Source organism: Caballeronia sp. HLA56, from assembly GCF_054655155.1.
The window spans coordinates 2100942-2113325 of record NZ_BAAHOB010000005.1 but is presented as its reverse complement, the minus strand read 5'-3'; the positions used below and the strand labels follow the sequence as shown (position 1 = coordinate 2113325).

At 61.9% G+C, this 12384-nt stretch carries 12 protein-coding genes; 4 read left to right on the top strand and 8 right to left on the bottom strand.

Annotated features, from left to right (window positions below; all coding sequences use genetic code 11):
* Nucleotides 1-88 precede the first annotated feature (88 nt).
* A complete protein-coding gene (locus ACYQ47_RS29475) occupies nt 89-556 on the top strand; it encodes a VOC family protein (RefSeq protein WP_244827797.1) in 468 nt (155 codons plus the stop codon).
* 22 nt (nt 557-578) lie between these two features.
* The gene (locus ACYQ47_RS29470) at nt 579-1052 is read left to right on the top strand and encodes a VOC family protein (RefSeq protein ID WP_459908235.1); all 474 of its coding nucleotides are present in this window, start codon (nt 579-581) and stop codon (nt 1050-1052) included.
* Between the two features lie 17 nt (nt 1053-1069).
* Here the strand turns inward: ACYQ47_RS29470 and ACYQ47_RS29465 are convergent, their stop codons facing one another.
* On the bottom strand, nt 1070-1885 hold the full coding sequence (locus ACYQ47_RS29465) for an ABC transporter permease (RefSeq protein ID WP_459908233.1): 816 nt from the start codon (nt 1883-1885) through the stop codon (nt 1070-1072).
* A complete protein-coding gene (locus tag ACYQ47_RS29460) occupies nt 1882-2589 on the bottom strand; it encodes an ABC transporter ATP-binding protein (RefSeq protein WP_459908231.1) in 708 nt (235 codons plus the stop codon). The genes ACYQ47_RS29465 and ACYQ47_RS29460 overlap by 4 nt, the downstream gene beginning before the upstream one ends.
* A 149-nt stretch (nt 2590-2738) precedes the next feature.
* Here ACYQ47_RS29460 and ACYQ47_RS29455 point away from each other — a divergent pair, with 149 nt between their 5' ends.
* Nucleotides 2739-5111 (top strand): AsmA family protein, encoded by a 2373-nt coding sequence (locus ACYQ47_RS29455; protein WP_459908229.1) that lies wholly within the window; start codon nt 2739-2741, stop codon nt 5109-5111.
* Nucleotides 5112-5444: 333 nt separating this feature from the next.
* Here ACYQ47_RS29455 and ACYQ47_RS29450 read toward each other — a convergent pair whose 3' ends face one another.
* The 5 genes from ACYQ47_RS29450 to ACYQ47_RS29430 form a co-directional block, all read right to left on the bottom strand.
* Nucleotides 5445-5687 carry a DUF2795 domain-containing protein gene (locus ACYQ47_RS29450; protein WP_459908227.1) on the bottom strand — a complete coding sequence of 81 codons (243 nt, stop codon included), beginning with the start codon at nt 5685-5687 and terminating at the stop codon, nt 5445-5447.
* Nucleotides 5688-5717: 30 nt separating this feature from the next.
* Nucleotides 5718-5981, bottom strand: coding sequence for a hypothetical protein (locus tag ACYQ47_RS29445; RefSeq protein WP_244827803.1), 264 nt, complete (start codon nt 5979-5981; stop codon nt 5718-5720).
* 227 nt (nt 5982-6208) lie between these two features.
* Nucleotides 6209-7945 carry a ClcB-like voltage-gated chloride channel protein gene (locus tag ACYQ47_RS29440; protein WP_244827804.1) on the bottom strand — a complete coding sequence of 579 codons (1737 nt, stop codon included), beginning with the start codon at nt 7943-7945 and terminating at the stop codon, nt 6209-6211.
* A 156-nt stretch (nt 7946-8101) separates the two neighbouring features.
* Nucleotides 8102-8905 (bottom strand): aldo/keto reductase, encoded by an 804-nt coding sequence (locus tag ACYQ47_RS29435; protein ID WP_459908224.1) that lies wholly within the window; start codon nt 8903-8905, stop codon nt 8102-8104.
* A gap of 48 nt (nt 8906-8953) precedes the next feature.
* Nucleotides 8954-9679: a glutathione S-transferase gene (locus ACYQ47_RS29430; protein WP_459908222.1), complete on the bottom strand. Its 726-nt coding sequence runs from the start codon at nt 9677-9679 to the stop codon at nt 8954-8956.
* A gap of 240 nt (nt 9680-9919) precedes the next feature.
* Between ACYQ47_RS29430 and ACYQ47_RS29425 the strand changes: the two genes are divergently transcribed.
* Nucleotides 9920-11158, top strand: a complete 1239-nt coding sequence (locus ACYQ47_RS29425) for a cystathionine gamma-synthase family protein (protein ID WP_250492449.1) — start codon at nt 9920-9922, stop codon at nt 11156-11158.
* A 76-nt stretch (nt 11159-11234) separates the two neighbouring features.
* On the opposite strand, the gene ACYQ47_RS29420 is transcribed toward ACYQ47_RS29425, so the two are convergent.
* Nucleotides 11235-12299, bottom strand: coding sequence for a YeiH family protein (locus ACYQ47_RS29420; RefSeq protein WP_459908220.1), 1065 nt, complete (start codon nt 12297-12299; stop codon nt 11235-11237).
* Between the last annotated feature and the right edge of the window lie 85 nt (nt 12300-12384).

Sequence of the window (12384 nt, the reverse complement as noted above, 5' to 3'; positions counted from 1 at the left end):
GATGTCGATTGACGCCTGGCTTGCACGTTGTAGGGTAGGAGAGCGGCGCCGATTCCCGGCGCGTCTCGTCACTTCTACGGAGCCAGCCATGTCCACACCCGCCGTCAACCCCATTCCGCCTGGCATGCGTTCGCTGACCCCGCACCTCACGTGCGCGGGCGCGGCGGAGGCGATCGACTTCTACGTGCGCGCCTTCAACGCCGTCGAACTGGGCCGTCTGCCCGGACCGGACGGCAAGCTCATGCATGCCATGGTCAAGATCGGCGATTCGGTGCTGATGCTCGTCGACGAGAACCCGACCTTCGGCATGCTCGGCCCGAAGGCGATCAAAGGGTCGCCGGTGACCATCCACCTTTATGTCGAAGATGTCGATGCCACGTTCACGCAGGCCATCGATGCCGGCGCCGAAGTCACCATGCCGGTTGCCGAGATGTTCTGGGGCGACCGTTACGGCCGGCTCGTCGACCCGTTCGGGCATCAGTGGTCGTTGGCATCGCACGTACGCGACGTGAGCCCCGAGGACATGCAAAAGGCGATGACCGCGCCGCGCGAATAACGCGCCTTTCAAGGAGAGACTCATGAACAAGATATCGCCATGCCTATGGTTCGACGGCAACGCGCAGGAGGCCGTCGACTTCTATCTGAGCGTGTTCAAGGACGCGCGCATCGTTGAAACCATGCTGCATAACGAGGCCAGTCCGGGCACGCCGGGCAGCGTGCTCGCCGTTCTGTTCCAGTTGGAAGGCGAAGACATCATGGCGCTCAACGGCGGCCCAGAATTCAAGTTCACGCCCGCCCTGTCGTTGTTCGTCAAATGCGACAGTCAGGCCGAGATCGACCGCTACTGGGACAAGCTTCTCGAAGGCGGCCAGGCGATGGCCTGCGGCTGGCTCACGGACCGTTTCGGCGTGACGTGGCAGATCGCGCCGAGAAAGCTGCTCAAGATGCTGCAGGACCCCGACCCGGACAAGGCCAATCGCACGATGACCTCGATGAGAACGATGGTGAAGCTTGACCTCGACGAACTGGAGCGGGCATATCGCGGAGCGTGACGCGAAAAGGAAGCGCTTCAGGCAGAGCGCTTCTTCGCCTTCCTCTCCACGAGCTTCGCGGCCATGAAGCGGTGATCCGGCGAGAACAGCCGCCGATACGTCAGCACGACTGCGCCGACCACGCCGAGCGCCGAAGCCGCCGCGATCAGAAACATGATGACGATCTGATAGCGAACCGCCTGCAATGGCGATTGTCCCGCCAGCACCTGACCGGTCATCATCCCCGGCAGACTGACGAGGCCCACGACGGTCATCTGGTTGAGCGTCGGAATCATGCCCGCGCGCACGGCCTGCCGCGCGGGCCCTTGCGCGGCTTCCCAGCGCGTCGCGCCTAATGCGAGCGACATCTCCACGGCCGCGCGTCCGGCGGTCAGTTCCTCCGTCATGCGTTCGATGCCGAGCGACACGCCTGTGAGCGTATTGCCGAGAATCATGCCGAGAATGGGTATGGCGTATTGCGGCTCGTACCACGGATGAATGCGGATCACGACGAACAGCCCGAATGCGCCGATCAGCCACGAACTCGCCCAGATCGACACGATGCTGTCGGCGCGTTGTCCGGCGTAGGTGCGCCGTCCGCGATTCGAAGCGGACAGTCCCGCGATGATGGTCATCAACGCCATGAGCGGCAGCACGACATACCACCGGCTGAAGGCAAACACCCAGCCGAGCACATAGCCTATCAGCAGCAATTGAACGACGGTGCGTATGGCCGCGATCGCGAGCTTGCGTTCGAGCCCGAGATTGAGCGCGACCGACAACACGCCGTTCACCACGATCAGCGCCGCCGCAAGCGCGATATCGAGGAGACTGAGGTTTTGATAACCGTTCATGGCGCGCTCGCTTCGGTGAGGACGCCCGCGTTCATCGACAAATGACGCGTGGCCACGCGCGCGGCCTGTTCGGGGTCGTGCGATACCCAGATGCTCCCGCGCTTGTTCCCCGGTTTGCCGTCCGCTTTGTCCGCCGATTCGAACCAAGCGTTGACCAGCGCTTCGATCGAGCGCGCCGAAGCCGGATCGAGCGATGCCGTGGGCTCGTCGAGCAGCAGCACGTCGGGCGCGAGTTGCAGTACACGCACGAGCGCGGCGATCTGCGCCTCACCGCCGGACAACTCGCTCGCGACCTTGTCGAGAAAGTCCGCGCCGCGTCCCGCCGCTTCCGCAAGTTGCGTGGCCATCGCGCGATCGAAGCGGGCATCGCGATAAGCCTTGAGTGTGTACGGATAACGCAGGTTGTCCTCGACACTTCCGTCCAGCATCGCGGGCCGTTGAGCGATGTAGGCCACGCGTCGTCGATAAGCCGGAATGCCCGCGCGCGCGATACGCTCGCCGCGCCACGTCACGTAACCCTCGTCGCAGGCATCGAGCAGCGCGAGGGTACGCAAGAAGACGCTCTTGCCCGATCCCGACGGTCCCGTGATCGCGGCGCGCTCGCCTTCGCTCAGCACGAAATCCGTGGGATGCAAAAGGACGGTGCCGCGCGCGGTATCGCGCCGTGCGACGCCGACGGTTGCGACGAGTGAAGAAGAAGGCATCGGGCCTCGTGGGGCGTTATCGAGCCGTCATCTTACGGAAAAGGCCGGGCGTTGCCCATGACATGCGGCGCACATGACACACGTCGACCGTCACGCGGGCACACTCTGTGCTGCGCCACACACAATCAGAAAAAATGGATGGAGAGGTCATGGCGCAGGCCCGCACGAGCAGAAAAATCGGAAAGATCGTCGCATGGTTTTTTGCCGTTCTGGCGGTACTGATAGCGGTGATCGTGGTTATTTTCCTGACGTTCGACTGGAATCGCCTGAGGCCGTGGGTCGATGACAAAGTCTCGCAAGCTATTGGGCGGCAGTTTCATATTACCGGCGATCTGAAGGTGGGCTGGCGCCGTCCGCCTAACGAAACGGGCTGGAAACGCTGGGTGCCGTGGCCGCGCTTCTCGGCTGAAAAGATCACCATCGCGAACCCGGACTGGGCGCGCAACCAGTATTTCGCCACGCTCGACGAAATCGACTTTCAGGTGGCCGTGCTGCCGCTGCTCGCGCACGACATCGTCATTCCCGCGATCAATCTGGTGAATCCTTCCATCGATGTCGAGCGGCTCAAGGACAACCGCAACAACTGGACGTTCAAGTTCAAGCAGTCCACCGAACCTTCGACGTGGAATCTCAAGCTCGGCGATATCTCGCTTGCAAAAGGCACGGTCGGCGTGCACGACGAAGTGACCAAGGCCGAGATGCAGGTCGATATCGATACGCTCGGCCAGGCCGTGCCGATCGGCGAAGTGATGAAGCAGCAACAGGAGGCGTCGAGCAAATCGTCGGCGGAGATGGTCGGCAAGAGCGGCGCGGCCAAGCTGGGAAAGCAGACGGATGCAGCGGCGGCTTCGGAGGCGTCCGCCGCTTCGGCTGCATCCGCGGCTGCGGCGGCGAATGCGTCGGCGCCGAATCCGGCGAGTACGTCGGCCAATCAGAGCATCACGACGAAAGAAGGCGTGAAGCCGCCGATTCCGCCGTATGCCTTCGGCTGGACGGTCAAGGGCACCTACAACGGCGGCAAGGTTTCCGGCGACGGCAAACTCGGCGGCGTGCTCGCGGTGCAGGACGCGGCGCGCCCGTTCCCCGTTCAGGCCGATGTGCGCCTGGGGGACACGCATATCGCGTTCGTCGGCACCGTGACCGATCCCGCGCATCTCGCGGCGCTCGATCTGCGGCTGTGGATTCAGGCGGTCAGCATGGCGCATCTGTATCCGTTCACGGGCGTGACCCTGCCGGAAACGCCTCCTTTTGCCACGGAAGGGCGTCTCACCGGTCAGTTCAAGGAAGACGGCAACGTATTCCACTACGAGAACTTCACGGGCCGCGTGGGTGGCAGCGACATCAACGGCTCGCTCGTCTATGCGGGCAGGAAGCCGCGACCGCTGCTTCAGGGCGAACTCGTGTCGCATCTGCTGCGTTTCGCGGACCTCGCGCCGATCATCGGTGCGGATTCGAACGCGAGCAAAGCCAAGCGCGGCGAGACGGAAAAGCAGCCGTCGGCGAAGGCGTTGCCGACCGAGGAGTTTAAAACCGATCGCTGGAAGGCCATCGATGCCGACGTGAAGTTCACCGGTCAGCGCATCATCAAGGACCCCGACCTGCCGATCACGGATCTCTATACGCACGTCGTGATGAAGGATGGCGTGCTGTCATTCGAACCGCTCAAGTTCGGCGTGGCGGGCGGCGCGTTCTCGTCGAACATTCATCTGGATGGCAGTGCGGCGCCTCTTAAGGGACGCGTGTCGGCGGAGGCGCGGCATCTGAAGCTCAAGCAGCTGTTTCCGACCGTGAAGACCATGCAATCCGCGCTCGGTGAAGTGAACGGCGACGCAGCTTTGTCCGCCACCGGCAATTCGCCCGCCGCGCTTGCTGCAACGTCTAACGGCGAGATAAAGGCGCTCGTGACGCAGGGCACCGTGAGCCGGCTGTACATGGAAGCGGCGGGCCTGAACGTGGCGAACGTCGTCTACGAGAAGCTCTTCGGCAAGCGCGATGTGAACATCAACTGCGCCGCGACCGATTTCGTCGTCACGGATGGCGTGCTCGACTCGCGCGTCTTCGCACTCGATACCGACGACGCGGTCATCAACGTCGACGGCAACATCAATCTGAAGAGCGAACAGATGGATCTGGGGATTCATCCGCATACGAAGGGCTTCCGCATCTTTTCGTTGCGTTCGCCGCTGTATGTGAAGGGCACGTTCAAGGACCCGAAGGTTGGCGTGAATGTCGGCGCGTTGGCGGTGCGCGGCGGTGCGATGGTCGGTCTTGGACTCATCAACCCGTTTGCCGCGTTGATCCCGCTGATCCAGCCGAGCAACAACAAGCCGTTGCCGTGCGCGCAGATGCTGGCCGACATGCGCAATGCGCCAACAGCGCCGCCTGCCGGACAGAAGCAGACGACCAAGGCGGCGCCGGCTTATATGTCGTCGGGTGCGGCCGCGGGCTCGGCTTCCAAGCCGCCGGCGAAGAAGGCCGTGCCGGCCGCGCCGGCCAGTGCGGCGCAGTATCGCGGAAGCTAAGAGCAACGTACTGCACAGGCTTGTCCACAGAATCTGTGGACAAGTCGGGCAAGGATCGAGCTATTCGTTTGACACGTAGAGCATGACTTGATCCGCACCGCACGGCGATTTGCGAACAGAATCAAGAAATTAGCTGAGTCGCCAAGCGCTTTTTCACAGGCATTTCCCCGTTTGCGGGGGATAAGTTATGCAGAGGGCGCGGGCAGGTTGGCGCGACTTGGAGCGCAGGGTGTTTTTCGTTGCGCTTCAAATGCTTAGACGAGTTCACAGCGGGTTTTCAACAGGGTGGTCCCCAATTGCTGGGGACAACTTCGGCTTTTTGAGACGCCCTTCCTAGACCGAGATTCCCGGACCGCCATTGCTTCCGAGCAACTGCTCGACGGAATTCGCATCCTTATAGTCTTGTTCGGGCAGACCATCGAAAACAGCGATCACATCGTTGCTGACACCGGCTTCGCGCGCGGCATTCACTAGTGCGTCCTTGTTGGCTGGGAACGCGGCATAACGCAGGACTTCGGCGATTTCATCGTCGATGGGTTCGTCGTTCAGGCTCTGAGTTCCGGGTGTATCCGACATGGAATTCCTGTAGATGAAGAAGTGAGCGCTTCAGGTCTGTACCTGAATCGTCTGGCTTGCCATGCCGTGACTCGGCGTACGCGATTTCGGCAGCGGCACATGACGCCAGTGCGCGTGGTCGAGACTATCTGCCGCGATTTCGGGCGCGGGCGGCGCGACCGGCCCGGCGTTCACACGCAAGGCAGCGCGCGTTGCGGCCACTACGGCCGAATCGTCTGTCGAACTCGTGTGCAGAGGCGCGGCGTAACACGACGCCGAAACCAATGCCATCGTCAACAACGTTGAGGTCTTCATCGGGCAACCCCTCCTCACGTAGGCAGCGAGAAGCATCAAGCAAAGCCTATGCCGATACGTCCCTCGCGCACCGTTCATGCGTGGATGCCAATGAAGCAGACCTCGCACGGGCGCAACGAGCGGTGCTCGCGCGCAAACACTTCGCGTGATTTCTAACTTATGAGTAATCCGCTTCCACCCAGCGTTGCGGATCGGCATGCGCCGCGAAATTGCACAGCCGCGCACTTTTAGCGCTGCGTCGGATTCAGACGGAAGTATGCGTCGAGAAGAGAGGTTTTGTACACGACACCGAGCAGCAGCGGTTCGCTCTTTTTTTCGATGACAGGAAGCCGCTCGCCCTGGAAAGCGAGGAAGTGCTGCAGTGCTTCGCCGAGCGACATGTCGGGTGTGAGCACGTCGAATTGCGGCTGGAGGTAATCGGCGGCGGTACGCGCGGATGTGTCTTGCTTGTCGAGAAGATCGGACGTAATGTCCTTGAGTGCGACCACACCGCGGAAGCGCCCCGCGTCATCCACGACATACAGATACTTCACGGGATATTCGAGGAACACGCGCGTCATGTCGTTCACGTTTGCATCGAGCGGGACGACGGTATCGGGCGGCTTGACGAGTTCGCGCATCTGCGTGGCCGCGAGGCGCAGACGCTCCTTCTCTTCGCGCGTGCGACGCAGGGTGACTTCGTACATCGACGTCTGCTCGGAGGTTCGGGCAATGAAATATGCCACCACGCACGAAAGCATGAGCGGCAACACCACCGAGTACGACAGCGTCATCTCGAAGATCATGAGGATCGCCATGAGCGGCGCGTGCGTGGCCGCGGCGAGAAACGCGCCCATGCCGACCATGGCGTAGGCGAATGGCTGTGAAGTCGAATGCGGCCAGATGGCGTGAACGCCGAGACCGAAGAGACAGCCGAGCACGGCGCCGACGAAAAGCGTGGGCGTGAAGATACCGCCTACCGCGCCCGAGCCGGCCGTCGCGGCGGTGGCGAGGAGCTTGAAGACGAGCACCAGCAAGAGCGCGGACCACGTCCACGGCTGATGCAGAAGCGAGTTCACCACTTCATAACCGTTGCCCCAGACTTCGGGCCACCAGATCGAAATGACGCCGACGATCAGTCCGCCGAGCGCGAGACGAATCGGCAAGGGCAGCGGCAACTTCGCAAAGCGCTTGCGCGACTCTGCGAGCAGCCGCAGGAAGTGTGGCGCGAGCGCGCCGCACAGCAAACCGAGCACGACGAAGAGCAGCACTTCGAGGCCCGCGATGGGCGGAAACACCGGCATCTGGTAAGGCGGCCGATACCCGGCGAACTCGCGCATCGTAATGTTGGCGACGACCGACGACACGACGATCGGCCCGAAGCTCTCCATGACCATGGAGCCCAGCACGATTTCGGTGACGAAGAACGCGCCCGCGATCGGCGCGTTGTATGCGGAGGTGATCCCGGCCGCCGCGCCGCACGCCACGAGCAGTCGCAGGCGCGGCGGATCGAAGTGGACCCAGCGTCCGATAAGCGATGAAGCGAGCGCGGCGAGCTGCACCATCGACCCTTCGCGGCCGATGGAACCGCCGCTCGTGATCGTGAAAAGCGACGACAGGCTGCGCCAGATGCTTTGCCACACGGGCACGACGCCATCGCCGATGGTCACCGCTTCCATGTAATCCGTGTTCGCGTGCTTGTCTTGACGAACCCGTGCGACGATCAGACAGAAGCCCGCGATCAGCCCGCCCGCCGCTGGCAACACGATACGCAGCGGCCACGGCAGGCTTTCGGCCATCTTGACGAAGTTGCCGGGTTCGCCGCCGAACGCCCGTTGCAGCGAATCGATGCCTTCACGAAACGCCGATGTCGCGAACGCGCCCGCAACGCCGACGACGACTGCCCAGATGAGCATGGTGTGCGCATCCGACAAACGGAAGAGTTGTTGAGCGCGCGTGCGCAGCCGAAGCAGGAACGAAAGCACGGATTATCGTAGAAAGCTTAGAAGCAAATGGAATAAGGCCGACGCAAGGATAGCATTGCGCATCATCCGTCCACTTTCGAGCGCGCGAAAAAAAGCCCGGCTATCGAAGACAGCCAGGCTTTTCAAGTGAAGCATCCAGCGCTTCGGTCTACGCGCTCACCACTTCGGCGCGAACGAAGGATTCGCGTTGCGCTTGCCTTCGTCGAGCTTGTCGATCTTCGCGATGTCGTCGGCGTCGAGCTCGAGCTTTTGCGCATCCCAGTTGATCTGTTGATGCTCCGGATTCGTCGATGCCGACAGCACCACGATATCGCGCGCCAGAAGCCAAGCGAAGGTCACTTGCGCGGGCGTCGCGCCGTGCTTCTTCGCGATGGCCTTGATGGTCATGTCGTTATGCGCGCGGCCTTCGCCGAGCGGCATATACGCGGTCACTTTCACGCCGAGCCGTTGAGTGGCTTCGAGCAACGCGCGGTTCGCGAGGAACGGGCTCACTTCGATCTGGTTTGTCACGATCTCCTTGCCGCCCGGCGCCTCGAGCGCTTGTTCGAGCAGCGGCGCGGTGAAGTTCGACACGCCGTAATGACGGATGAGGCCGAGCTTCTGCGCTTCCTGAAACGCGCCAAGCGTTTCGGCGATAGGCACCGCGCCCTCGGGCGACGGCCAATGCACGAGCGCGAGATCGATCGTGCCGATATCGAGCTTTTCGTGACTGTCCTTGAGACTCGCGATCAGCTTGTCGTGCTGCAGCCGGTCCCACCAGACTTTCGTCGTCACCCAGACGTCTTCGCGCGGAATGCCTGACTCGCGCACGCCCGCGCCGACGGCGGCTTCGTTGTTGTAGAACTGCGCGGTGTCGATATGACGAAAGCCGATCTGCAATGCGCTTCTGACGGCTTCGGTGGTCTTCGCGGCATCGACACGGAATGTGCCGAGGCCGAAGGAGGGAATCGTTTCGATCATGCTGGCTCCTTGTTTCGTTGAGGCGATCAGTGAACTCAGTGACGCGTCTTACTTCGCGTCCTCATCGAGTTCGGGATAGTGCCTGAAAATGCCGGATTCGTTGAACGGGATGCGCCGTTCCGAATCGACATAAGCGGCGATATTGGGCCGTTGCAGCACGGCGTCATGCAGCGCCGCGACACGCGGATAGTGCTTGCCGAAGGTCTTCATCGCGCGCGGGAAGGCGTAGTGCAGGCCATCGACGAGTTGAAAGACGGAGAGATCGACGTAGGTCGTCGTGTCGCCGACCATTTGCGTGTCGCCGTGCGGATTCTGCTTCAGCACGCGCTCGAAATAACCCATGAATTTGGGCACGCGCTGGTCCAGGAAATTTTTCGAGCGCGTTTTTGCGGCTTCTTTCTGGTCTTCGTAATAGAGATCGGTTGCGAGCGGATGATGCGTGTCATGCACTTCCGCGACGATATCCGCGATGGTCAACTGCAAGCCATGCGCTACGTAGCGCAGGCCTTCGTCCTTCGGCGCGAGCTTCAGCTTCGGGCCGAGATACAGCAGGATATTCGCGACATGCGGCACGATCAGATCGCCGTCCTTCAGAAACGGCGGCGCGAACGGAATGTGCGGCTCGGTCTTGCTGCCGAGGTGCTTCATCATCGCGTCCATGCCTTTCTTCGAACGCGCGACATCGATGTATTCGGCGCCCGCGTCTTCGAGCGCGAGGCGCACATATTCGCCCCGGCCTTGCAATCCGTCCCAGTAATAGAGTTCGTAAGCCATGCGTGGGCTCCTTGTCAAACGTGCTGTGCTTTTGACGCCATGCGCGGCGGATGCTTGGGTTGGCAAGTTAATCGCGTGCTGCTTCCCGCGGGTCGAGCACGCGAACGAGTGCTCAGGCGAGCAACACGCGTACCCGCCTGGGGCCGTGGCGGCGCGGGCCGCGATGTAAAATGAATCCTTTGCTCGAGGGCCGATTCGCGATGCCCGTCAGAGAGCGAACGACTTCGAAGCGGAGAGAAGATGGACAAGCAAGGCTTCACCACTGGCATCGTACACGGCGATCGTGACGCGGGCGTCGAGCATGGCGGCGTGCGTCAACCCATCCATACGTCGGTTCAGTATGGCTTCGAACGCGTGGAAGATCTCATCGGCGTGTTTCAAGGCACGAAGAAGGGCGGGTTCAACTATGCTCGTCAGGGCACGCCGACCACTGCGGCGCTCGAGCGCAAGATCACGAAGCTCGAAGGCGGCGCGGGTTCCATCTGCTTCAGCACCGGCATGGGCGCAATCTGCGCGGTGTTTCTCACGCTTCTGCGCGCGGGCGATCATCTCGTGTCGAGCCAGTTCGTCTTCGGCAATACCAATAGCGTGTTCGGCACGCTGCGCACGCTCGGCATCGAAGTGACGGTGGTCGATGCAGGCGATGTCGCGAACGTCGCCAACGCGCTCAAGGCCAACACGCGCATGGTGTTCGTCGAGACCATCGCGAATCCGGGCACGCAGATCCCGGATTTGAAAGGTATCGGCGAACTGTGTCGCGAACGCGGGCTCGCTTATGTCGTCGATAACACCATCACGTCCGCGGCGCTTTTCAGGCCGAAGGATGTCGGCGCGAGCCTCGTCGTCAACTCGCTGACGAAGACGATTGCAGGACACGGCGCGGCGCTCGGCGGTGCGGTCACGGACACGGGCGTCTTCGACTGGAGCACGTACCCGAATATCGCGGATGACTACCGGCGCTCGCCCGCGAAGGAGCAAGGGCTTCTGCAAATTCGCAAGAAGGGTCTGCGCGACATGGGCGCGGCGTTGTCGTCCGAGCAGGCGCATCAGATTGCGCTGGGCGCGGAGACGTTGGCGTTGCGAGTCGGCAAGAGCAGCGATAACGCGCTCGCACTGGCGCAGTTCCTGCAGAAACACGAAGCGGTGGGTCGCGTGCTTTATCCGGGTTTGCCGAGTCATCCGCAATATGAAGTCGCGAAGAGTCTGTTCAAAAACGGCTCGTGGCTCTTGTCATTCGAGTTGCGCAATCCCGAACGCATGATCGACTTCGTCAACGCGCTGCAGATCCCGATCAAGGCGACCGGTCTTGGCGATACACGCACGCTCATCATCCCCGTTGCACCGACCATCTTCCACGAAGCCGGTCCGGACGTACGCCGCGCAATGGGCATTTCGGACGGCATGCTGCGCTTGTCGCTGGGTATCGAGGATATCGACGATCTCATCGCCGATTTCGAACAAGCGTTGAAGCACGCGTAAGCCGCGAAAGCGGGCTTCGAATGCAAAAAAGCCGTCGGTTCAGTCGACGGCTTTTTTGTGTCCAGCATCGATACGATCAGCCGAAAAGACGCTCCACGCCATACGTGATCGCAAGTCCACCGCCGATCAACCATGCATACAGGATCGCGCCGGTTGCAATCGCACGCGGACCCGCTTCGCGAATCTGCGCGATGCGCGTTTCCATGCCGAGTGCGGTCATCGCCATGGTGAGCGCGAAGGTATCGAGCGTGTTGAGCGTGCCGGTCGCGCTGGCGGGCAACACGTGCAGCGAATTCACCACCACGAGCGCGAGGAAGCCGAAGGCGAACCAGGGCACCGCGAGCTTGCCCGTGCCGCTTTGTGCGCTTTGATCATGACGCTTGCGATTGATCCAGAAGCCGACCACGAGCAGGACCGGCACGAGCAACATGACGCGCGTCATCTTCACGATTGTCGCGATATGCGCCGCTTCCGGGCTCACGTTGCTTGCCGCGCCAACGACCTGCGCGACTTCGTGAATCGTGCCGCCGAAGAAAAGGCCCGTGCCGAGCGTGTCGAGATGCAACCAGCCTGCGTGAATCGCGAGCGGATAGAGGAACATGGAGAGCGTGCCGAACAGGACCACGCTGCCAACGGCCATCGCGCTCTTGTGGGGCTTCGATTGCAAGGTCGATTCGAACGCGAGCACGGCCGCGGCGCCGCAGATGGCGCTGCCGGCCGCCGTGAGCAAGGCGGTATCGCGGTCGAGCTTCATGACCTTCATGCCGAACCATGTGCCGATGGCAAGCGTACTCACGACCACCAGCACAGATACCGCGAAACCCGACAGCCCGACGTGCGCGATTTCTTGCAGACTCACGCGCAACCCGAAGAACGCCACCGCGATGCGCAGCAATTTGCGCGCGGAGAAGTTCACGCCCGCCGCCCAGCTTTCGGGCATGCCGTGGCGCAGCGCGTTGCCGTAGATCGTCCCCGCGGCAATGCCGACGATCAACGGGCTGATGCCCAATCCAGCGATGAACGGCAGCGCGGACAGATGCGTCACGGCTGCCGCGAACAGCGCGACGAAAAGAATTCCGTTGAGCTGCCCACGCGTGGACGATGCTTCGGCGATTGACGGTGCGGCGGGTACGGCGGACATGGGGCGTCCTTTTGAGATTGCGTTGCGATGTGCTAATCCTAAATCACTCATATGCATATGAAAAATCGTGATTTAGGATGCAATG

What these genes read in the sequence shown, in the direction of transcription:
- ACYQ47_RS29445 (WP_244827803.1), bottom strand. Translation starts at nt 5,981, where the DNA reads ATGAAGACCTCAACGTTGTTGACGATGGCATTGGTTTCGGCGTCGTGT.
- ACYQ47_RS29470 (WP_459908235.1), top strand. Translation starts at nt 579, where the DNA reads ATGAACAAGATATCGCCATGCCTATGGTTCGACGGCAACGCGCAGGAG.
- ACYQ47_RS29450 (WP_459908227.1), bottom strand. Translation starts at nt 5,687, where the DNA reads ATGTCGGATACACCCGGAACTCAGAGCCTGAACGACGAACCCATCGAC.
- ACYQ47_RS29475 (WP_244827797.1), top strand. Translation starts at nt 89, where the DNA reads ATGTCCACACCCGCCGTCAACCCCATTCCGCCTGGCATGCGTTCGCTG.
- ACYQ47_RS29435 (WP_459908224.1), bottom strand. Translation starts at nt 8,905, where the DNA reads ATGATCGAAACGATTCCCTCCTTCGGCCTCGGCACATTCCGTGTCGAT.
- ACYQ47_RS29460 (WP_459908231.1), bottom strand. Translation starts at nt 2,589, where the DNA reads ATGCCTTCTTCTTCACTCGTCGCAACCGTCGGCGTCGCACGGCGCGAT.
- ACYQ47_RS29425 (WP_250492449.1), top strand. Translation starts at nt 9,920, where the DNA reads ATGGACAAGCAAGGCTTCACCACTGGCATCGTACACGGCGATCGTGAC.
- ACYQ47_RS29420 (WP_459908220.1), bottom strand. Translation starts at nt 12,299, where the DNA reads ATGTCCGCCGTACCCGCCGCACCGTCAATCGCCGAAGCATCGTCCACG.
- ACYQ47_RS29465 (WP_459908233.1), bottom strand. Translation starts at nt 1,885, where the DNA reads ATGAACGGTTATCAAAACCTCAGTCTCCTCGATATCGCGCTTGCGGCG.
- ACYQ47_RS29430 (WP_459908222.1), bottom strand. Translation starts at nt 9,679, where the DNA reads ATGGCTTACGAACTCTATTACTGGGACGGATTGCAAGGCCGGGGCGAA.
- ACYQ47_RS29455 (WP_459908229.1), top strand. Translation starts at nt 2,739, where the DNA reads ATGGCGCAGGCCCGCACGAGCAGAAAAATCGGAAAGATCGTCGCATGG.